Consider the following 22,790-nt stretch of genomic DNA (forward strand, 5'->3'; position numbering starts at 1 on the left):
ACCATGAGTAAGACCCTGAATCGTATCGGTAATGGCCTGCTGCCGTGGGCGCTACCGATTCTGCTGGTGGCAGTATGGCAGCTAGCCTCGCAAATGGGCTGGCTCTCAACGCGAATTTTGCCTTCGCCGGAATCGATTGTCGTCACCTTCTGGAAGCTGTCGGCCAGCGGTGAGCTGTGGCAGCACCTGGCAATCAGCAGCTGGCGCGCAGCGATTGGCTTCAGTATCGGCGGCTCGATTGGTCTGCTACTTGGTTTAATCACCGGTATGTCGAAGCTGGGCGAGCGTCTGCTCGATACCTCCGTGCAGATGCTGCGTAACGTGCCGCACCTGGCGCTAATTCCGCTGGTTATCCTGTGGTTTGGTATTGATGAGTCCGCCAAAATATTCCTTGTGGCGCTGGGTACGCTGTTCCCGATTTACCTCAATACCTACCACGGCATCCGTAATATCGATCGCGGACTGGTTGAGATGGCGCGCAGCTATGGCCTCTCCGGCTGGAGTCTGTTTCTCCAGGTCGTACTGCCCGGTGCCCTGCCCTCGATTATGGTCGGCGTGCGTTTTGCCCTTGGCTTGATGTGGCTGACGCTGATTGTTGCTGAAACCATTTCGGCGAACTCAGGCATTGGCTATCTGGCGATGAATGCCCGGGAATTCCTGCAAACCGATGTGGTGGTGGTGGCGATAATTCTCTACGCCCTGCTGGGAAAACTGGCTGACGTCAGCGCACTGCTGCTGGAACGAGTCTGGCTGCGCTGGCATCCGGCGTATCAATTAAAAGAGGAAAATGCATGAGCGAGTTAAACACCTCTCCGGCGCGTCTGAATGCCGGTACGCCGCTGGTGATCAACGGCGTCAGTAAACAGTACAACCAGCGTACGGTGCTGAATAATATTGACCTGCATATTCCTTCCGGTCAGTTTGTTGCCGTCGTCGGACGCAGCGGCTGCGGTAAAAGTACTCTGCTGCGGCTGCTTGCCGGGCTGGAGAAAGCCAGCAGCGGCGAACTGCTGGCCGGAAGCGCTTCGCTGAATGAAGCGCGGGAAGATATTCGCCTGATGTTTCAGGATGCACGCCTGCTGCCGTGGAAAAGCGTGATTGATAACGTTGGCCTCGGCCTGAAAGGCAAAGGCTGGAAAGAGCAGGCACTGGCAGCGCTGGATGCCGTCGGCCTGGCAGATCGAGCGAAAGAGTGGCCTGCGGCGCTCTCGGGCGGGCAAAAACAGCGCGTGGCGCTGGCGCGGGCGTTAATCCATCGTCCGGGTTTGCTGCTGCTGGATGAACCTCTGGGGGCGCTGGATGCCCTGACGCGTATTGAGATGCAGGATCTGATTGAGTCGCTGTGGCAGCAGCATCATTTTACCGTGCTGCTGGTGACCCACGATGTCAGCGAAGCGGTCGCCATGGCCGACCGGGTGCTGCTGATTGAGGAGGGCAATATCGGGCTGGATCTGCTGGTTGATCTGCCTCGTCCGCGCCGCAAAGGTTCGGTTAAGCTGGCGGAGCTGGAAGCGGAAGTATTGGATCGGGTGTTGAAACGCCACCCTGCGCAACACCAGCAACGGTATGCACATGGCTAAATACAAAAAAAATGGGCGATGAATTCGCCCATTTTATTTCACTGCCCGCAGCCTTTATCAGGCGTTTAGCGCCTTAGTAATCTTCTCGAACAGATCGCCTGAGAGATTATCCAGCCCTTTCAGCTGTTCCAGCGCCTTACGCATCAGAGCCTGACGACCGGCATCATAGCGCTTCAGGCGAATCAACGGCTCAATCATCCTTGCCGCTACCTGTGGATTACGGGTGTTCAGATCGCTGAGAATTTCCACCAGGAACTGATAACCACTGCCGTCTGCCGCATGGAACGCCGATGGGTTTGCCGAGGCAAATGCACCGATCAGCGAGCGTATGCGGTTCGGGTTGCTCAGGGTGAAAGAGCGGTGATTTAGCAGCGCACGTACCTGGGTCAGCACATCTGCTGCCGGGCTGGTGGCCTGCAGGGCAAACCATTTATCCATAACCAGACCATCCTGGTGCCAGCGTTCATCAAAATCAGCAAACAGCGCTGCACGGCATGGCAGCTGTGCCGCCGTTGCTGCTGACAGCGCCGCCACGGTATCCGTCATGTTATTCGCATGATGATACTGTGCGCTCACCAGCTTATCGGCCTGTTCTGCATCAGCAAATGCCAGATAGCTCAGGCAGACATTTTTCAACGAACGCTTGCCAATATCCGCATGTTCAATACGATATTCCGGCGTCTGATTGGCGTAATAAACAGCCAGCAGCTCATCTTCCAGTTCCGTCGCCAGCGTACGCACCAGCGCCTCACGCACTACCGCATTGGCCTGCGGATCGATGATATCGAACAGCTCGGCAATCTCATTTTCACCCGGCAGCGACAGAATCAGCGCCATCAATGCCGGATCGCTGTTTTCTTCTAGCAGAACGGCACGGAACGCATCCGCCACATGCAGCGGCAGCGACAGTGGCTGCCCCTGCTGCTGACGCGCCACGTTAATTTTGATGTAGTTCGCCATCAGACTTTGTGCTGCATCCCAGCGCGAAAAGTCATTACGTGCATGACGCATCAGGAAGGTTAACTGTGCATCACTCCAGTTGTAGTCCAGTTTTACCGGCGCGGAGAATTCACGCAGCAGCGAAGGTACCGGCTGGAAATAGACATTATCAAAAACAAAGGTCTGGAACGCTTCAGTCACATTCAGCACGTTATGCACCGGATGGCCGTTGTGCTGCAATGGAATAACCTTGCCTTCGCCATCGTACAGCTCAATATCCAGCGGGATATGCAGCGGAAGCTTCTCTTTCTGATCGGCGGTTGGTGGCGTCATCTGCGTGACATGCAGGGTGTACTGCTCCAGTTCCGGGTTATAGTCGTCACGAACGGACAGCACTGGCGTTCCTGATTGGCTGTACCAGCGACGGAACTGCGACAGATCAACGTTAGAGGCATCTTCCATAGCCTGTACAAAGTCATCGCAGGTGGCTGCACTGCCGTCATGGCGCTCGAAATAGAGCTGCATCCCTTTCTGGAAGTTTTCCTCACCCAGCAGGGTGTGGAGCATACGAATAACTTCAGAACCCTTTTCATACACCGTCAGGGTGTAGAAGTTGTTCATCTCGATTACCTGCTCCGGGCGGATCGGGTGCGCCATCGGGCTGGCATCTTCAGCAAACTGTGAACCACGCATGACGCGAACGTTATCAATGCGATTGACCGCGCGTGAGCCGAGATCGGAGCTGAACTCCTGATCGCGGAACACCGTCAGCCCCTCTTTAAGACTGAGCTGGAACCAGTCACGGCAGGTAACGCGATTCCCCGTCCAGTTGTGGAAATATTCGTGACCAATCACCGCCTCAATGCCGAGATAATCTTTATCGGTGGCGGTTTCGGCTTTAGCCAGCACGTATTTGGAGTTAAAGACGTTCAGTCCTTTGTTCTCCATGGCTCCCATATTGAAGAAATCGACGGCGACAATCATAAAGATATCGAGGTCGTACTCCAGACCAAAGCGCTCTTCATCCCACTTCATGCTGTTTTTCAGCGATGTCATGGCCCAGTCTGCGCGGTCAAGGTTGCCGCGATCGACAAATATTTCCAGCGCTACATCGCGACCTGAACGGGTTCTGAAGCTGTCACGCAGTACATCAAAATCACCGGCGACCACGGCAAACAGGTAGCAAGGTTTCGGGAACGGATCCTGCCACTTAACCCAGTGACGACCATCTTCCATCTGCCCGGCATCAATGCGATTACCGTTGGACAGCAGGAACGGATAGAGCGTCTGTTCAGCAATAATGGTGGTGGTGAATCGTGCCAGAACATCAGGGCGGTCGAGATACCAGGTGATATGGCGGAAACCTTCAGCCTCACACTGGGTGCACAGAGCCTCGCCGGATTTATACAGACCTTCCAGCGCGGTGTTCTTATCCGGATGAATGTTATTAACAATCTTTAAGGTGAAGCTGTCCGGCAACTGTTGCAGTACCAGCGCGCCCTCTTCCTGGTGATAATGTGGCCAGGGCTGGTCGTTAACATAGAGCGAAATCAGCGTAAGGTCTTCGCCATCCAGGCGCAGTTCAGCATCGCTGGCCCCTAACCGTTTGATCTGGCTGACAGCGGTAACCTGGGTGGTCGCCGCATCAAGGTTAAATGTCAGATCTATATCAGTAATAGTGTAATCAGGCGCACGATAATCATGGCGATTTTTGGCTTGTGGCAGTTGCGTCATAAGTCCTTCTCACGTCGATAATTTAGTTAACCTTTTCAAGTCTATTCCTGTTATCCCCAGGTTGCCACGTTGAATCGCCCTCAATCGCTTCCTTTTCGATAAAATGGTACATTCCATTAACAAACGCACAGATTGTTCTCGACCACCTGGTCTGAATTGTGCTGTGATCGGGTTCAATAAATGTGTATCCGGGTTATACTCCTGCGACTTTTTCTTTTTTTTAACCAGGGATAACGCTCTTCGCCAGAGGATGCTGAAACGCACCATGACACGACACGCTTCCCCTATTTTGACCACGCTTCTCGATACCGACGCCTACAAACTCCATATGCAGCAGGCGGTGTTCCATCGTTATTACGATGTCACTGTCACCGCCGAGTTTCGCTGCCGGGGTGATGATATGCTGGGAATTTATGTCGATGAAATAAAACAACAAATCGATATGATGGCTGCACTGACTCTGACGGAAGATGAGTTCACTTATCTCTCAGGGTTGCCATTTTTCACCGCTGATTACCTTAACTGGTTACGTGGCTTCCGCTACGATCCTGCTCAGGTACAGGTGCACAATGTCCAGGGCAGACTGGATATCCGCATCAGCGGTGCGTGGCGTGAGGTGATCATGTGGGAGGTGCCACTGCTGGCTCTGATCAGTGAAGTGGTACACCGCCATCGCTCACCGCTGGTTACGCCGCAAATGGCCGTCGCGCGCTTAAAAGAGAAACTTGCACAGTTCGCTGATCTGACCGCCGATCTTGATATGTCGCGCTTCCGCCTGATGGATTTTGGTACGCGTCGTCGTTTTTCACACGATGTGCAGCTGGCGATCGTCAGCACCCTGAAACAGGATTTCCCGTGGCTGGTCGGCTCCAGTAACTACGAGATGGCACGCAAACTGGATATTATGCCGGTGGGTACTCAGGCCCATGAGTGGTTCCAGGCGCATCAGCAGATTAGCCCGGTGCTGGCCAACAGCCAGCGTGCGGCACTGCAATCCTGGCTGGAGGAGTATCCGGATCAGCTGGGTATAGCCCTGACTGACTGCATCACGATGGATGCTTTCCTGCGCGATTTCGGCCTTGAATTCGCCAGTGCCTATCAGGGACTGCGCCATGATTCCGGCGATCCGCTGGAGTGGGGTGAAAAAGCGATTGCTCATTATCAGCAGCTGGGTATCGACCCGATGAGTAAAACGCTGGTGTTTTCCGACAATCTTGATCTGGATAAAGCCGTGGAGCTATACCGCCACTTTGGTCAGCGGATTAATGTTATTTTCGGTATTGGCACCCGCCTGACCTGCGATATTCCCCAGGTTAAACCGCTAAATATTGTTATTAAGCTGGTGGAGTGTAACGGAAAACCGGTGGCCAAACTCTCAGACAGCCCTGGTAAAACCATTTGCCACGATCAAGCCTTTGTACGCGCCCTGCGCAAGGCGTTTGACCTGCCTCTGGTAAAAAAAGCCAGCTAGAACATCTCCAGGGGTCAGCCTTACTGGCCCCTTATTCCCTTCCCCGCCAAGAAATGTGCCTTTATTGCCGGAATTTCGCTTGTTTATCATCGCCCGGCAAGTAACATAGCAATACCCTAAATTCGGGGTAATAAATTCAGATTAATAGTGAGAGACTTATATGAGCGTTGTGCCTGTAGCGGATGTACTGCACGGCCGGGTCGCGGTTGACAGTGAGGTCACCGTACGCGGTTGGGTGCGTACACGAAGAGATTCAAAAGCTGGTATTTCATTTATCGCCGTTTATGACGGCTCCTGCTTTAATCCCGTTCAGGCTGTCGTCAATAATTCTCTGAATAATTATCAGGAAGACGTATTGCGCCTGACCACCGGCTGTTCGGTGGTAATTACCGGTAAAGTAGTTGAGTCTCCGGGTGAAGGTCAGAGTTTTGAAATTCAGGCCACCAGCGTGGAAGTGGTTGGCTGGGTGGATGATCCGGATACTTACCCAATGGCGGCCAAACGCCATAGTATTGAATACCTGCGTGAAGTGGCCCACCTGCGCCCGCGTACCAATCTGATTGGTGCCGTTGCCCGTGTGCGTCATACGCTGGCCCAGGCGCTGCATCGTTTCTTTGACGAGCAGGGTTTCTTCTGGGTTTCTACGCCGCTGATCACCGCTTCAGATACTGAAGGTGCTGGCGAGATGTTCCGCGTATCCACGCTGGATCTTGAAAACCTGCCGCGCACGCCGGAAGGAAAAGTGAACTTTGACGAAGATTTCTTCGGTAAAGAAGCGTTCCTTACCGTATCAGGTCAGCTGAACGGCGAGACCTATGCCAGTGCAATCTCCAAAATCTACACATTCGGCCCGACTTTCCGTGCTGAAAACTCCCACACCAGCCGCCACCTGGCGGAGTTCTGGATGCTGGAGCCGGAAATAGCCTTTGCCAACCTTGACGATAATGCAGCGCTGGCAGAAGCAATGCTCAAGTACGTATTTAAAGCCGTACTGGCAGAGCGCGCTGATGACATGGCCTTCTTCGCTGAACGCGTAGACAAAGATGCGATTTCACGCCTTGAGCGTTTTGTGACTACTGATTTCGCCCAGGTAGATTACACCGAGGCTGTAGAGATCCTGATAGCCTCCGGCCAGAAGTTCGAAAACGCTGTTTCATGGGGTATCGACCTCTCTTCTGAGCATGAGCGTTACCTGGCAGAGAAGCACTTTAAAGCACCTGTGGTCGTGAAGAACTACCCGAAAGATATTAAAGCTTTCTATATGCGTCTGAACGACGACGGCAAAACCGTGGCGGCAATGGATGTTCTGGCACCAGGAATTGGCGAGATTATCGGTGGTTCGCAGCGTGAAGAGCGTCTGGATGTACTGGATGCGCGACTGGCTGAGATGGGTCTGAATAAAGAAGATTACTGGTGGTATCGTGACCTGCGTCGTTACGGCACTGTTCCACATTCAGGTTTCGGCTTAGGTTTCGAACGATTAATAGCCTATGTCACCGGAGTACAAAATGTAAGGGATGTTATCGCCTTCCCACGCACTCCACGTAACGCTACCTTCTGATTTCTGCATTAAATATAAGAAATTCATATATATACCAAGGCCAGCCTCGCTGGCCTTTTTTTATTTTTGTAAATTTAGAGATGTCTCACAAAGTTCCGTGATTTTTACATTTTGACATACATATTTTCCTCTTGTTACCAGAATAAGAGATTAGTAGCATTTTCGGGCTAGATTAACCAGGCTGTGAATGGAAAGATGCGTGCAGACACAGGAAGACACCAAACTCTCATCTTGGTTCTGTAAAGAATTTTTGACGGCAGTGGCAGGTGTCCAAATAACTCCAATGAGGGTAATAACAAAATGATGAAGCGCAACATTCTTGCAGTAGTGATCCCAGCACTGTTGGCTGCTGGTGCCGCTAACGCAGCAGAAATCTATAACAAAGATGGCAACAAACTGGACCTGTACGGTAAAGTTGATGCGCGTCACACTTTCACTAACAGCAACGGTGCTGATGGCGACGCTTCTTATGTTCGCTTCGGCTTCAAAGGTGAAACCCAGATTAACGACCAGCTGACCGGTTACGGCCAGTGGGAATACAACATTCAGGCAAACGTTGCTGAAAACCAGGGTACCGAAGGTTCTAAAACTCGTGTTGGTTTCGCTGGTCTGAAATTCGCTGAGTTTGGTTCATTCGACTATGGCCGTAACTACGGTGTAGGTTACGACCCACTGGCATGGACTGACGTGCTGCCAGTATTCGGTGGTGACACTGGTATCTCTGATAACTTCATGGTTGGCCGTTCTAACGGTCTGGCTACTTACCGTAACACCAACTTCTTCGGTCTGGTTGATGGTCTGGACTTCGCTCTGCAATATCAGGGTAAAAACGAAGAGAGCGCAAATGGTCGTGACGCAGCTGACGCGAACGGCGACGGCTGGGGTTCATCTGTAACCTACACCTCCCCAATCGGCGTAGCGGTAACTGGTGCTTACACCAAGTCTGACCGTACCGATGGTCAGCAGGCTGCTCGTTTTGCGAACGGCAGCAAATCAGCAGAAGCATGGTCTACTGCGGTTAAATATGATGCGAACAATGTTTACCTGGCAGCAATGTATGGTGAAACTCGCAACTCTACCTGGATCTCTGGCACCCTGAACGGTACAGCAGCATCTGGCGCAGTAAACAAAGAGCAGAAATTCGAAACTGTGGCTCAGTACCAGTTCGATTTCGGTCTGCGTCCTTCCCTGGCATACGTGCAGGACAAAGCTAAAGATGTTGAAGGTATCGGTGACGTTGACCTGTACAAATACATCTCTGTTGGTAGCTACTACTACTTCAACAAAAACATGTCTACCTATGTTGATTACAAAATCAACCTGGTTGACGAAGATGACGCGACCCGTAACCTGGGCGTGAACACTGACAACACCGTTGGTGTTGGCCTGGTGTATCAGTTCTAATTGCCATACTCAGCGGGGTAACCCGCTGTATAATGTGCATCAAAAAGGGGCTTCGGCCCCTTTTTTGTTTTTCTGCCTTCCCCCCTCTCTTTCTGCACTTTATTTGATGCAAACGGTTGGTAATTTACTCTTACTGGCGGTAACCTGAGTCCTCACTTCGCTTTAGACTGAGCTAACGGACTTCGACTATGTTTGAACGTATTGCAGCTGCACCCGCCGACCCTATTCTTGGTTTAGCCGATCTGTTCCGCGCTGATGACCGCCCAAATAAGATCAATCTCGGTATTGGCGTGTATAAAGATGAAACCGGCAAAACGCCGGTGCTGACCAGTGTGAAAAAAGCTGAACAGTATCTGCTGGAAAACGAAACCACCAAAAACTATCTCAGCATTGATGGTATTGCCGACTTCGGCCGCTGCACCCAGGAACTGTTGTTCGGTGCCGATAGCGACCTTATCAGCAGCCATCGCGCCCGCACCGCACAGACCCCTGGCGGGACTGGCGCATTGCGCATCGCCGCAGATTTTATCGCAACTCAGACCAGCGCAAAACGCATCTGGGTAAGTAATCCAAGCTGGCCTAACCATAAGAATGTGTTTGCTGCTGCCGGCCTGGAAGTATGTGAGTATGATTATTATGATGCTGCCCGGCATGCGCTGGACTTCGATGGCCTGTTAAATAGCCTGAGCGCCGCACAGGCGGGTGATATTGTGCTGTTCCATGGCTGCTGCCACAACCCGACCGGCATTGACCCAACGGCTGCCCAGTGGGCACAGCTGGCTGAAATGTCACTCGCTAAAGGCTGGTTACCGCTGTTTGACTTTGCCTACCAGGGCTTTGCCCGTGGCCTGGAAGAAGATGCTGAAGGCCTGCGTGCATTCGCCGCCAGCCACCAGGAACTGATTGTTTGCAGCTCTTATTCTAAAAACTTCGGCCTGTATAACGAACGCGTTGGTGCATTTACTCTGGTAGCGGCTGATGCTGCGGTGGTTGATACCGCTTTCAGCCAGGTAAAAGCCACTATTCGTGCTAACTACTCTAACCCACCGGCACATGGTGCGGCCGTTGTCGCTACTATCCTCGGTAATAGCGCTCTGCGTGCACTATGGGAGCAAGAGTTAACCAGCATGCGTGAACGTATTCAGCGTATGCGCCAGCTGTTTGTAAACACCCTTCAGGAGAAAGGCGCACAGGGTGATTTCAGCTTTATTATCAACCAGAATGGGATGTTCTCATTCAGCGGTCTGACAAAAGATCAGGTAATTCGTCTGCGCGATGAGTTTGGCGTATATGCGGTGAATTCCGGGCGTGTCAACGTTGCGGGTATGACACCAGACAATATGTCTCCACTGTGTGAAGCCATCGTCGCTGTACTGTAATTGAGTGTGCGGGCCAGTAGCCCGCTCCGCTACAGCTACGATCAAAAAAGCCTGCTGACGCAGGCTTTTTTTATGCAGAAACAGCGAATCTATTGCAGAAAGGGGTTACTGATGCGTTCACGTCCCAGAGTCGACATCGGGCCGTGTCCTGGAATAAAGGTGACATCATCGCCCAGCGGCAACAGCTTATTTAGAATAGAGGCTATCAGATCGCTATGGCTGCCCTGCGGGAAGTCAGAGCGCCCGACCCCACCGCTAAAAATTACATCGCCTGAGATCAGTAAACGTCCGGCGCGATCAAAGAACACAATATGCCCCGGCGTATGGCCCGGACACAGCAGCACTTCCAGAACGGTCTGCCCTACCTGAACAGTCTCGCCCTCTTCCAGCCAGCGATCTGGCTCCAGTGGCAAACACTCACCAAGACCAAACATCTGACTTTGTTTCGGCAGGTTCTCAAGCCAGAATTTATCCGCTTTATGCGGCCCGACAACCGGCACAGCATAGTGCGCCGCCAGTTCAGCAGCAGCGCCAACATGATCAAGATGACCATGTGTCAGCAGAATTTGCTTCAGGGAAACGCCAAGCGCAGCGACTTCCTGCTTAATTTTCTCTGCATCGCCACCCGGATCCACCAGCGCGGCTTCATTGGTTTCCGTACACCAGATTACCGAGCAGTTCTGTGAGAATGCCGTAACCGGGATTATATGATAGTCCATAACACTCCGTTACCGGCTACCAGAAGGCGCCGGAATTTCGTTTTACCAGTTCCGAACCGGACCAGTATCAATATGCACAAAGTTACTACTTGGATAGTATCCTACACCACCGGCCCGCAGTGAAAGTGCAGCTTTGCGAATATTACTCAACGAAATTCCTTCAATATGAAAATCCATCGCCTGGCCCAGCGTATGGTAGCTATGTTTCGCTACGCCTCTGCTGTGCGATCGCAATGAATTGTTGGTACCCAGCGAACGGTAGCCAGATATCAGCTGCACCGGTTTCCGGCTGTCGAGCAGGGTTTGCAGACGGTAGAGCTGATCGAAGAGATGAGGGTCAATACTTTTACTTTTATTCGCCCGGTAATCACGGAAAAAATGATTCAGTCGTGCAAGCTCATTCTTGTCATAGCTTTTGCCGTTAAAAAACTCCGTTTTAAGGCTTTCGCCGGTATTGAGATTGTTAAGCGTCAGTAAACGAGGACGAGACGTTGAAAGCGAAGCGAAAGCCTGCCCGGGAAGCAGCGCCACACCCAGTGCAGCCCCGCCCAACGCCAGTAACTTACGGCGGTTAGAGTCGAATTTATCCATCAATCAGTATTACCCAGCTAAAGAATTCGGAACAGTGCATTTGACACACTGTTCCGAACCTTACCGGGGGAGAAAACTTACGTCAACCTAACAAAAGTAAAACCGGCGCAAAGATTGATATATCGCCCCTTGCGCCGGTTTTTTTGCATGATATGGCCCTGCCGGGTAACTGCTGATTAATCAATAATTAGAGCAATAATTGACCAGCCCGGGTTAACGCCTGAGCGCCGGAACGCGCAGTATTGTCATAATTGTAAATATCTGTACGAAACTGCGGCTGGCCGTCATCCGCAACCCAGGCCGTAAGATAATAGAGGTTAACCGGGATACGATGCCGAATTGAAACATAGCGGGTATCGCCCTCTTTAAGAGTGCTGGAGATTCGCGTGTCGTTCCAGCCCACATCCTGTAACAGCAGATTAGCGAGGTCGGATGCCCGATTCACACGCACACAGCCGGAACTGAGCGCACGGATATCTTTCTGGAACAGGCCGTGATTAGGCGTGTCGTGCAGGTAGATGGCATCAGAGCTTGGCATATTAAACTTATAGCGCCCAAGCGAGTTGGTCGGCCCCGGAGCCTGACGAATACGATATGGGAATGAGGCAGCTGAAACCATACTCCAGTCAATCATTGAAGGATCTATCACCTCTGCGTCACTACTCCAGCCGGACAGAAGCTGGTAGTTATGCTTATAGAGGTACATTGGATCCTGTTTAATTTTCGGCACGATATCTTTGCGCACCAGCGTTGTCGGTACGTTCCACGGCGGATTGAGCACAACGTTGTTGAGCGCACTACGCATTAATGGCGTTTTACGATCGGGACGCCCGACAATCACTCTTGATGAGAGGATTTCATTGCCGTTGACGTAGTAGGCCAGTGAATAGTTAGGAATATTCACCATGATGCCGTTATGCATATCATCCGGCAACAGTCGCAGACGCTGAATATTTAACGCCAGCAGCGCAGCGCGCCGCTGCGGTGAAACATTCAACCATTCGCGCGTACGCACACCGATCGCACCGTCAGGCTCCAGACCCTGCCAGAGCTGGAAGCGTTTTAGCGCCTCTACCAGCTCTGGGGTATAGATATTATCAGCGTTGACCGGTACCTCAGCGCCCTGAACATTGCCAACATCCTGCGGTACAGAAGATTGAGGCATGTTTTCTGATGGAGCCGCCGACGGACTGACCACCACATTATTCGCTGTTTTCGCAGGCGTAGCGGCATCAGGCTGGGCGTTATCATCATCATGCACCAGCGGCGCATCATCGGACGGGATCACTTCATCTGTTGGTTTCGGAGCCTCACTGGCAGCCGACATCATACCGGTACGTTGCAAAATATCACGCAGCGCAGGCACATCATTGCTGATCTGACCAGGGCGCAGCGTCTGCTTATCCATCAGCTGCGGCCAGGGGCGGTTTTCTGCCAGAAGGGTTTTTAAAGCCTGATGCATACGCGCATATTGTGGATGCTGCGGAGCGAGAGACAGCACAAAGCCATTAAGGTTGTTGTGCTCCAGCGCTCTCTGCCACTGGTTTACCACCGCTACAGGGGGAGCTTCCATCTTATAAGGCACATTGCTGTAGAGCCAGGTTTCACCTTTGGAAGGCACCCCTGAAGTGAACTGCAAATAACCCAGCATCGCGTCCGACAGCACTACATCGCGCGCAAGGCCGGTAATTGCCGGATCGGTCAGCTGCTTAACCCATTGGGTAAACTGCGGCTGAACACCTGAAATCGCCACTTCCGCCAGCTGCTGCTGGAACTGTTTTACTGCCTGATTATCCTGCCATATCGGTTGCATCCCACGGCTGGCATAGAGTGGAGCAAGGTTTTTCAGATAGAACGGTACCGTTCCCTGATGGAACAATGCGCTAATGTGCGATGTACTCTGCGAGACGCTGATGCTATGAACCATCGGAGCTGATACAGGTGGAATGCCAGCCACAGTCGAAGAAACAGGCGCCAGCCAGCATAAAAGACTACAACCCAATGCGACGGCCTGGGCGGAAAAAGATTTCTGTAGCAACATCCCCTGCTCCCTGGTAAGTCTGCCGGACGGGACACCAGCAGCAATTAGTCATTGTTATAAGTATAGAAACAGAAAACGGCATTTGCCTCATACCTCGCAAATGCCGTTATCAGAGTAATCTGGACACAGCCATAATACCACTGCGTACCATTATTTTTTTACATCATTGAGGCTGTCAGGCGTCAGCCTCCGCATCTTTAACTTCGATTGCTGGTTCCGCAGCAAAACCACGCAGGCCAACTACATGCACATGTTCAGTATTATTGAACACCTTACGCACCAGTTTATAAGTGGTCCCTTTTTCAGGACTGATATTTTCCGGTGCAGCAATTATCAGCTGCATTTCCAGTCGGTCACAAAGTTCGAACAAGGTAGCGATGGATTTGGCATCCAGACGCGCAGCCTCATCAAGGAACAGCAGACGGCATGGGGAAATATCTTTCCCGCGCAGACGGCGTGACTCTTCTTCCCAGCTCTGCACTACCATTACCAGAATCGACATCCCGGTACCAATCGCTTCCCCGGTGGACAGTGCGCCACTTTCCGCACGCAGCCAGCCGTCAGAACCACGGTTAACTTCCACTTCCATTTCAAGATAGTTACGGTAATCAAGCAGCTCTTCACCGATGGTCTGCGGAGTACGCTGGCCCATATCAATCTGCGGGTTCAGGCGCTGATAGAGTTTTGCCAGTGCTTCAGAGAAGGTCAGGCGATTGCTCTTAAACAGATCCTGATGCTGTTCATGTTGCTCAGACAATACGTCCAGTAGCGTAGAGTGCGCTTCACGTACGTTGACGTTAAGACGGACGCTTTTCACCTGACCGAAACTGACGGCCTGTAACCCCTGATTCAGCTGGCGAATACGGTTCTGTTCACGCTGAATGGTTTTACGAATGATATTCGACACGCTACGTGAACTGATAGCCAGCATCTGCTCACGGGCGGTCAGCTCTTCGGTCAGACGATTCAGCTCAATTTCCATTTGCTCGATGGCTTCGACCGGATCATCGGTGCGAATAATATCCTGACGGATACGTTCGCGCAGATGCTGGTAAACCGCAATAAAGAACTGGATCTTACGTTCAGGGCGCTTTGGATCTTCCGACAGGCGCAGCACATCGCGCAGATGTTCGTTATCTGCCACCGCCAGACGCAGCGCACCTAACGCCTTATCCGACATGGAGCGCAGTTCATCACCGCCAAGATAAGCCAGTTCACGACGGTGCAGACGGCGCTCAACGCCGTTGTCTTTCACCAGGCGCAGCACGGCAACCCAGCCCGCTTTAGCACTAACCACCTGCTCGCGGCTCTGGTGATACTCACGCTCAAGGCGACGCAGTTTTTTCTGTAGCGCGTCCATTTCGGCTTCGCAGAAGGTCAGCTGTTTCTCCAGCTGATTACGGCGCATACGGTTGTTGCTCAGGGCGCTGTAAAGCTCGTCACGGCGCATCCGCGCACGCTCTTCCGCTGAGGCATCAGCCTGCACGCCGATATCCTGCATCTCTTGCTGAAGCTCTTTAAGCATGTCGCGTTTCGCGTCATAAGAACTTTTAAGCGAGGCCAGAACCTGGGAGTACTGCGTTAACTGGGCCTGATGCTGGCGCAGCTGTTCACGGGCACGAGTACGCTCCCCCTCGGCCTGCTCCAGGCGCTGGCGCAGCTTCTCGTTGAGATCGCTGGTGCCGTTGAGCATACCTGCGGAGTCGATATAGCCAAAGTGCGCGCGGCGCTGTACCACTTCGGTCAGGGCAAATGCCTGCTGACGGGCATCGCGCTGCTGCTGCTGTGCCTGCTGGTAATCGAGCTTCAGCTGATCGTGCTGCTCCGGGTCGCTTTGCAGAACAGAGAGAATAGGTTCCAGTTTTACCAACTGTGCGCCGTGCTGCTGCACAAAGCGGGCAGCTTCCTGCGCTTCATCCAGTTTTTCCTGAATCTCTTCGTGACGATCCTGTAGCGTGTCGTCCAGTAACAGGCTGACGCGTGGCAACAGACGGTTAAGCTGAGAGACGCCATCTTTCGCCTGTTCGAACTGCTGACGCTGCTGCTGATTCTCACTCTCGTGGTTGGTCAGCGCGCGCTCAACTTCATTACGGCGGGTGTTAAGCAGGCGCATTTCCGCTTCCGGATCGGACTCGAACGCCACGCCCAGATGGCTGCCGATAAAGCGGCTGAAGGACTGGTGCAGACGCTGAGTTTTCTGCACATCAAACGACAGCGTTGCGTAACGTTCAGCCAGCGCCTCGCGTTCAGCGTGCAGCACTTCCAGCTGATTCTCACGCGCAGCACGCCCAAATAGCGGGACTTTCGGGAAGCGGGAATAGCGCCACTGGCGATCCCCCGCTTTGACTACTACCGCTTTTTCCAGCTCTTCAACGTTAAACACGCTGTCATCGAACGACTGCGGATCCCCTTCAATCAGATAGAGATCTTCCGGGCAGTCGTCGAGACCATCCAGCTGATCGCGGATCAGTGACAGGTCTGGCACCACAATCGCATGACGAGCAGGGCCATATAAAGCGGAGAAATACGGCGCATCGTCGATGGTGACGTCATCATAAATTTCGGACAACAGCACGCCGCCAAAGCGCTCGGCAAGGTTATTCAGGCGGGCATCTTCCGCCCCACCAGGCTGGCTGAGACGCTCAATCTGCTTCTCAATATCACGTTTGCGGGCAGCGATCTCATCACGCTCAACCGTGGTTTCACGCTCCAGCTCCAGCAGCTGCTGCATATACTCCGTGACCTGCTGGCTGTTTTCCAGCGGCTGCCCGGTCTGCTCACTTAACTGCGCGAGGATCTCCTGCGCGGCCAGCCACTGCGGGGCCTGTTTGGTCAGGCGCGCAATACGTTCACGCAGCTGTTCCAGCTCCTGACGAAGCGTCATGCGGCGTTCGCCAGCATCCGACACGCTTTCATTCAGCAGCTCAATCTGTGCTTCCAGCTCCGCCTGCAACGCTTCCAGTTCACCGGCATCCACCTGCTGTCCGTAACGCTTACAGAACTCGTTCAGCAGGCGCTCGGCATCCTGTTGCTCACGCACACGCTGTGCCAGTTCGCTGAGGCGACTACGCAGTGGCTGGAGCTGCTCGGCGTGATAGCGCTGGTTGCTGGCATCGCGTAACAGATCGCGCCCTACCTGCCAGGCTTCGCTGCGGCTGACCGGGCCGGCAATTTTATTCACCAGCTCAAATGCCTGCTCAAACTGGCTGTGCGCGGCCTGAGCCACGCTCATTTTCTGCTCCAGCATCAGCAGCCGCTCGGTGGCTTCCTGCTCTTTTGCCTGGAACGTCTCCTGCCATTCATCGGCGTTATCGATGCTGAGGTCGCGCAGCTGACAGATTTCCTGGGCACGCTGCAACGCCTGCAATGCCTGCTGATACTGAATAGCACGCGTTTGCTGCACGTCCAGCGCCTGCTGATAATCCGCCAGCTGACTTTTCAGTTCATCAACTTCCAGTTCAGCATTTTCGCTGCGGGCTTCGTTCTCTTCATGCAGTTCACGCGCTTCTGCAACAACCTCATTCTGTTCTTCCAGACGGAAGGTCAGCTCTTCGAGATCGGCATCATAGCGGTCAATTTTTTCCTGCTGGCGAAGCGCAGTCTGAACCAGATTAAGATGGTCGCTGGCTCCCTGATAATCCGTTTCCAGATCGCTCTCAGCGGCATTGTGTTCACCCAGCTCACGCGCCATCTCAATGTGGCGATACTGCTCCGCAGAGAGCTGCTTACGGCTGGTCAACAGTTCATTACGCAGCTGTAACGCACCATCAAGGTGGATTCGGCGTTCGTTGGCGTGACGCATATAGTCTGCTGACACGTAGCTGGTGGCTTCTGAGATCAGATGCTTAAACAGATCGCGATCGGACTGGGTGACGCGGATAGCCTCCAGCGTCATGCGGTTCTCACGCAGCGCCGCTTCCATATCCTGGAATGCTTTACGCACCCCGCTGTTTTCCGGCAGCAGGTAATCTCGCAGTGAGCGCGTAATCGCGCTGGAGATACCGCCGTACAGCGAGGCTTCAATCAGACGGTAATACTTGCTTCGGTCAGCGGCAGAACGCAGACGGCGCGCCACAATACCAAGGTCAAACATCACCGAATGGTAATCCGTTATGGAGTTGTACTGTTTAAACTGTACGCTCTCCATCGCTTCAAAATGGTCTTTCAGTTCGCTGAGAGGTACGACACGCGCCTGGCGGGCGTTCAGTGTCTCAGTGAGAATTTCGGTAGGGTTAATCGAGGTCGGCAGGCCGTGAATACTGAACGGTTTGATATCGACTTTACGATCGCGACCGGCAACCTGTTGCAGACGAACGCCAACCAGCACGCGCTGATGCAGTGAGTTGACCACATCAAGCACCGCGTAGCAGACACCCGGGCGCAGTTTACCGTGCAGGCCTTTATCGCGCGATCCTGAGGTGGCACCCGCTTCGGTGGTGTTACGGAAATGCAGCAGCGTAAGATCGGGGATCAGCGCCGTAACAAAGGCGGCCATGGTGGTGGATTTACCGGCACCGTTACCACCTGACAGCGTGGTGACCAGCTCGTCGAGGTCAAAAGTACGGGCAAAAAAACCGTTCCAGTTAATCAGCGTCAGTGAGCGAAACTTTCCACGTTCAATCATTTATTCTTCCTCCCCACTGTCCGGAGCGCGGCTTTCAGCGTTGCTCTCATCCTCTTCGCTTTCGTCATTCAGCGCCAGTCCACCGTCAAGCTGCATCGCCTCACCGTCGCGGATCATGCGCAGCTGTGCTTCACGGGCATCGTCGCCGCTGCGCACATCAGCCCCAAAGCGGAAAACAGATTCAGTGATACGGAATTTGCTGCTGTCATTGCCCATAAACCACACCATACCCAGGCGACGCAGACGGTTTAATGACGCGCGCATCTTCTCCTGAAGTTTCTGGCGATCGAGGTCTGATCCGGTAGAACGCTGGTTAACCAGCTTCAGCAGCTTGCTCTCATCGGCCAGCGACATCAGTTCGTCGTGCAGCTCCTGCTGAGTAAAAATGCCTTCATTGGCCAGACGCTCCGGGCTGAGGTAGAGATAACAGAGAATTTTACCCACCATCATGTCCAGTTCTGACAGCACTGAACGCGGGATCAGCGTCGTGGAGCGCGGCCGCAGATAGAAAAACCCTTCCGGCGCGCGAATCAGCTCCACGTTATAACGGGCGTAGAACTCTTCCAGAAACTCCTGGTAATCCATCAGAAAAGCATGCTGGTCTAACTCGTCGATACCAATATGACGCCCTGCACGTAACTGGCTGTCCAGCGCCGGGAAAATCGGGTTAGCCAGTGCCTGCGCCAGCTTAACCGGCATCACTTGTTCAATATTTGTCGATGACATGTGCCTGCACCTTGGCTCCGTAATCATTAATAGCCTGCCATTTTGCAGCCAGGCCTGAGAAATCTGCTTCGGCCACGCCTAAGCGCACGGCCTGATCGACGACAATACGCGCCACGTCAAAGTGACGCACACGCGGATATTGTGTCAGGTAATCACGTATCACCTCACCGAGATCCAGCGGCTTCTGCTCTGTTTTGTAGCTGGCCAGCGCTTCTTCAATCATGGCCGCCAGCTGTTCACGAATGGCGTTAAACTCTTCGTACTCCAGCTCAGAAGGCAGTTCACCCGTCACTTCGTCACTGCGCAGCGTCAGCTCTTCATCGCGCATATCATACAAACGATCGGCATTCGCGTAGGTCAGCGCCCACGGCTGATCGAAATAGTTTTGTACTGACTGGCGCAGACGTTGGGCAAAGACACGGTTTTTATCCATATCAATCGCGGTACGAATGAATTTATGCACATGCCGGTCGTAGCCGATCCACAGATCTATCGCCTGCTGGCCCCAGCTGATAATGCGGTCGAGTTTATTTTGCAGGTCATATACCAGCTTATCGACAAAGCCCAGATCGGGGCTGTTCATCGTCGCATCCTGGATACGCAGCAGATTGGCCTGAAGCTTATCACCTGCGGCTTCCAGCGTATCCTGAAGCTCACGCAGCGTGCCGGAGGTTTCGTTTAGCAGCAGTTCACAGCTGGAGATCGCCGCACGCCAGTCTTTATTGAGCAGCTGGGCGATGTCATCTTTTACCGCCTGCTGCTGCTCATCCATGATGCGCTGGGTGATATCAATACTGTCGAAGATCTCGGCCACCGAATATTTCAACGGTGCAAACACGTTGCGGTGCCAGTGGAACTCATCGCCATCTTCATCGGCAGCATCGGCGGCGCGTTTCAACTCGCCGGCCACGATTGACAGCTGCAATGAGAGGCGCAGCGTGGAGAACTCACGCTGGCGAATATAGTAGTCAGTAATCCCGATGCCGAGGGGAGTCAGACGATAGATGGCATTGCCTTCGGTATGTTCGCTGGTAAAACGGTTGAGCAGTCGCTGGCGCACCATATCGTTAATGGCATTATTCGCGCGCACCACAACAGTTTCGCTGGTCTGCTCGAAGCCTTCACTGACGTGGCGGAAAGCATCGAGCAGTTCGCCCTCGCTCATTTCACCATCCATGCGCTCCCCGTTAAGGGTGGCAATTGCCAGCAAAAAAGCCAGACGTTCGGTTGGCAACGAGACGGAAAAATCATTTTTTCGCGCCCAGGCCACCAGCTCCGGTACAGTCTGGGAAAATTCACTCATAGTTCGTCTGCCTTATGGGTTTCCGCGCTGTGACGTGGATGTAACGCCCTAAACTTAAAAACGGCTCCTGGCGGCAGTATTGCTTTTCCAGGGCCAGAACCTCATCGAACCGATCGCTCTGCTTGGTTTTATCACGCAAATAGTCGTGAAAAACCCGGATGCCGGTTTTGCTCTCGATAGTAAATCCACACTCTTGCAGCCAGCCATACACCTGTTCGGGATCTCGCGGGTAGTCCGGAGACAGCGTTTTCTTTTTGCGCTTGGCCAGCCCCGCCTGCAAATAACCAAAATTACCCAACACCATCGTCTGCATCAGAAGACCATTCAGGTTGTAGAACATCAGCGACAGAACCCCACCCGGCTTGAGCGCATCGTACAGCGCGGCCAGCGCCTGTTGCGGTTCCGCTACCCATTCCAGCACAGCGTGAAACAATACCAGATCAACCGGTTTATCCAAATGTTGGCCCACCTGCTGCGCGCTAATTTGTGCGAATTGCATGTTGCCGCTCACACCTTTTTCATCTGCCAGGCGACGGGCGCGGGTCAGCATCTCTTCTGAGACGTCGCAAAGCAGCACCTGATGCCCGCGCTCTGCAATGCCACAACCGGTCTGGCCTTCTCCACCGCCGGCATCCAGCACCGACAGCGGCCCTTCAGGGAACGTCGTTAGCAGCGCGTCAAGATCCTGCCAGAGGATAGCCTGGCGAATGCGGCCTTTGGTGGTACCGTAAATGTTCTGCGAGAATTTTTCTGCGATATCATCAAAGTTGCGATCCTGCATACTACGGCTCCGGCGATCGGGGATGTTTTAGCGGGGTTACTCCCCGCTTGCCAACAACAGTCAGGCTCCTGACGCCTCTTCATGTCACGCATTAATGGTGAATAAAGCTGGCGGATGTGGCTGCGGCTTGAAAGTTGCGGGGTATTTTGGCATACACTGGGAAATAATGAACCTTTCCATCACCGCTTCGCGGTTGGGTGGCGTTTTTTCGGACAAAAGGAACCTTTTTTGATGTTTTTTGCACTGAAAAAAATCATCGGCGGCCTGCTGCTTCCCCTGCCACTGCTGCTGTTGATGATGGCAGCAGGAATTATCCTGCTCTGGTTCAGCCGCTGGCAGAAAAGCGGTAAAACGCTCATCTCTGTTGCCTGGCTCATTCTGCTGCTGTTCAGCCTGCAACCCGTAGCTGACCGCATGCTTGCTCCGATTGAAAATCATTATCCTACCTGGAAAAACCAGCAACCGGTGGAGTATGTGGTGGTGCTTGGCGGTGGTTACACCTGGAATCCTCAATGGGCACCCAGCTCAAATATGCTGAACAATAGCCTGCCTCGTCTCACCGAGGGCATTCGGATTTTACGGGAAAACCCTGGTGCGAAGCTAATCGTCACCGGAGGGCATGCACAGGGCAATCCCATGAGCTCTGCCGCAGTAGCCTCACACGTGGCACAATCGCTGGGGGTGGCACAGAGCGACATTATTACCCTGGATAAACCCGCCGATACCGAACATGAGGCACAGGAGGTGTCGTACATCGTCGGACAGCGCCCCTTCGCCCTGGTGACATCTGCCAACCACCTGCCGCGCGCGATGATCTTCTTCCAGCATCAGGGGCTGAAGCCGTTGCCTGCTCCTGCCAATCAGCTGGCTATCGATTCCCCGCTCAATTTCTGGGAGCGCGCGCTGCCGTCATCACTGTGGCTGGGCCACAGTGAACGAGCGATTTACGAGAGCCTGGGTCGTTTATGGCAATGGCTGCAACCACCGGCTGCCGCAGCCTCAGTTGAGCCAGGGAAAGAGTGACTGACCAGCAGCAGTAAACCGTTTACGGTCAAATTGCGCGGTATGAATAAGCCGCGCAACTTCCTCCCAAAGAATATAGAACCAGCGGCGTGCCACAAACCCTTCTGCCACGGGTGCGCGCCGCAGGTACTGTGTAACGATATCATCGCCAATTCCTGAGGCGCATAGCGGGTGCAGATCGAACTCACGCGGTGCCCAAAGAACCGTACCAGGATTGACCATCGCCAGAAGCTGGTCGGCCCATGCCTCTTTTATGATACTACTGAGCGCCAGGTTTCCGTGTACCAGAACACAGGGATCGTCAAAATCCCTGAATAGTGCTGGCATGCTTTGCCGGCTTCGGTAAAGCAGCTGCCGGTCATCCATCGTAAGTAGCGAGGGGCGCAGATAATTTAGCGTGGCCCATAAGACTTCCACACGCTGTGCATACCAGGCTGGCCAGCGATTTTGTTGGGTACTGTCGACCGTTCCCACCAGGCCGTGACTGTCAATACGGTGCCAGCTGAGTATACCCTCGACAATCTGCTCGCATAGCTGGTTCCAGCGCTCCGGCGTTCGCGTTGGCGCTTCAATGGAAACACCACCGATACGTTCAATTAATAAAACTTCGTGGAGCGGGGGCTGCTGGCTGATTACCAAACCATATACGGCGGGAATGCGCACTTTTCCTTCACGCATCAGCATCGACAGCTTTTGCGCTTCCTGGGCGGCGACACCCTTCATGCTGAAATATTTCGCCACTAACGGCAGTGAATAACCACTGTTATCGTAGAGCGTATAGAGGCTGGCATAGGGCTGCTGGCTGATACATTCCACCCGACTAACGGGTTCACCCAGCACCAGTGCCAGTTCAGATCGCAGTTGTTCCATCTGCCCTCCTTATCAGGCAAGAGGTCTTATGATGGTACCGTTTG

The 22,790-nt window shown here is 53.3% G+C and carries 16 protein-coding genes; 7 read left to right on the forward strand and 9 right to left on the reverse strand.

The window, feature by feature from the left end; genetic code table 11:
* Positions 1 to 3: 3 nt before the first annotated feature.
* Together ssuC and ssuB are read left to right on the forward strand one after the other, a co-directional pair.
* Complete coding sequence (ssuC, locus tag GN242_RS13475) at positions 4 to 795, forward strand: aliphatic sulfonate ABC transporter permease SsuC (RefSeq protein WP_154751916.1); 792 nt, start codon at positions 4 to 6, stop codon at positions 793 to 795.
* Positions 792 to 1,580 (forward strand): aliphatic sulfonates ABC transporter ATP-binding protein, encoded by a 789-nt coding sequence (gene ssuB, locus GN242_RS13480; protein WP_154751917.1) that lies wholly within the window; start codon positions 792 to 794, stop codon positions 1,578 to 1,580. Before ssuC ends, ssuB begins: the two co-directional genes overlap by 4 nt.
* A gap of 57 nt (positions 1,581 to 1,637) precedes the next feature.
* Here ssuB and pepN read toward each other — a convergent pair whose 3' ends face one another.
* Positions 1,638 to 4,253, reverse strand: coding sequence for an aminopeptidase N (gene pepN / locus GN242_RS13485; protein WP_154751918.1), 2,616 nt, complete (start codon positions 4,251 to 4,253; stop codon positions 1,638 to 1,640).
* Between the two features lie 265 nt (positions 4,254 to 4,518).
* On the opposite strand from pepN, the gene pncB reads away from it, so the two are divergent.
* From pncB to GN242_RS13505, 4 genes are all read left to right on the forward strand, one after another.
* Positions 4,519 to 5,724: a nicotinate phosphoribosyltransferase gene (pncB, locus tag GN242_RS13490; RefSeq protein ID WP_154751919.1), complete on the forward strand. Its 1,206-nt coding sequence runs from the start codon at positions 4,519 to 4,521 to the stop codon at positions 5,722 to 5,724.
* Between the two features lie 160 nt (positions 5,725 to 5,884).
* Positions 5,885 to 7,285 (forward strand): asparagine--tRNA ligase, encoded by a 1,401-nt coding sequence (gene asnS, locus GN242_RS13495; RefSeq protein ID WP_154751920.1) that lies wholly within the window; start codon positions 5,885 to 5,887, stop codon positions 7,283 to 7,285.
* A 300-nt stretch (positions 7,286 to 7,585) separates the two neighbouring features.
* A complete protein-coding gene (gene ompC, locus GN242_RS13500; protein ID WP_305038619.1) occupies positions 7,586 to 8,689 on the forward strand; it encodes a porin OmpC in 1,104 nt (367 codons plus the stop codon).
* A 188-nt stretch (positions 8,690 to 8,877) separates the two neighbouring features.
* Entirely contained in the window at positions 8,878 to 10,068 is a 1,191-nt protein-coding gene (locus GN242_RS13505; protein WP_156287655.1) for an amino acid aminotransferase, read from the forward strand.
* An 89-nt stretch (positions 10,069 to 10,157) separates the two neighbouring features.
* Here GN242_RS13505 and GN242_RS13510 read toward each other — a convergent pair whose 3' ends face one another.
* From GN242_RS13510 to cmoM, 7 genes are all read right to left on the reverse strand, one after another.
* Complete coding sequence (locus GN242_RS13510; protein ID WP_154751922.1) at positions 10,158 to 10,787, reverse strand: MBL fold metallo-hydrolase; 630 nt, start codon at positions 10,785 to 10,787, stop codon at positions 10,158 to 10,160.
* 42 nt (positions 10,788 to 10,829) lie between these two features.
* Positions 10,830 to 11,378: a peptidoglycan L,D-endopeptidase MepK gene (gene mepK, locus GN242_RS13515; protein ID WP_154751923.1), complete on the reverse strand. Its 549-nt coding sequence runs from the start codon at positions 11,376 to 11,378 to the stop codon at positions 10,830 to 10,832.
* A 187-nt stretch (positions 11,379 to 11,565) separates the two neighbouring features.
* Positions 11,566 to 13,419: a L,D-transpeptidase gene (gene ldtD, locus GN242_RS13520; protein ID WP_156287656.1), complete on the reverse strand. Its 1,854-nt coding sequence runs from the start codon at positions 13,417 to 13,419 to the stop codon at positions 11,566 to 11,568.
* A gap of 175 nt (positions 13,420 to 13,594) precedes the next feature.
* Positions 13,595 to 18,043, reverse strand: coding sequence for a chromosome partition protein MukB (gene mukB, locus GN242_RS13525; RefSeq protein ID WP_154751925.1), 4,449 nt, complete (start codon positions 18,041 to 18,043; stop codon positions 13,595 to 13,597).
* The gene (gene mukE / locus GN242_RS13530) at positions 18,044 to 18,769 is read right to left on the reverse strand and encodes a chromosome partition protein MukE (protein ID WP_156287657.1); all 726 of its coding nucleotides are present in this window, start codon (positions 18,767 to 18,769) and stop codon (positions 18,044 to 18,046) included.
* On the reverse strand, positions 18,750 to 20,072 hold the full coding sequence (gene mukF / locus GN242_RS13535; RefSeq protein ID WP_154751927.1) for a chromosome partition protein MukF: 1,323 nt from the start codon (positions 20,070 to 20,072) through the stop codon (positions 18,750 to 18,752). The genes mukE and mukF overlap by 20 nt, the downstream gene beginning before the upstream one ends.
* Positions 20,065 to 20,853, reverse strand: a complete 789-nt coding sequence (gene cmoM / locus GN242_RS13540; protein ID WP_154751928.1) for a tRNA uridine 5-oxyacetic acid(34) methyltransferase CmoM — start codon at positions 20,851 to 20,853, stop codon at positions 20,065 to 20,067. The genes mukF and cmoM overlap by 8 nt, the downstream gene beginning before the upstream one ends.
* A 231-nt stretch (positions 20,854 to 21,084) precedes the next feature.
* Here cmoM and elyC point away from each other — a divergent pair, with 231 nt between their 5' ends.
* Positions 21,085 to 21,876 (forward strand): envelope biogenesis factor ElyC, encoded by a 792-nt coding sequence (elyC, locus tag GN242_RS13545; RefSeq protein WP_154752517.1) that lies wholly within the window; start codon positions 21,085 to 21,087, stop codon positions 21,874 to 21,876.
* On the opposite strand, the gene GN242_RS13550 is transcribed toward elyC, so the two are convergent.
* A complete protein-coding gene (locus GN242_RS13550; RefSeq protein ID WP_154751929.1) occupies positions 21,853 to 22,746 on the reverse strand; it encodes a YcbJ family phosphotransferase in 894 nt (297 codons plus the stop codon). The two genes, elyC and GN242_RS13550, sit on opposite strands and share 24 nt — an antisense overlap.
* Positions 22,747 to 22,790 lie beyond the last annotated feature (44 nt).

The organism is Erwinia sorbitola (assembly GCF_009738185.1).
GTDB lineage: Bacteria > Pseudomonadota > Gammaproteobacteria > Enterobacterales > Enterobacteriaceae > Erwinia > Erwinia sorbitola.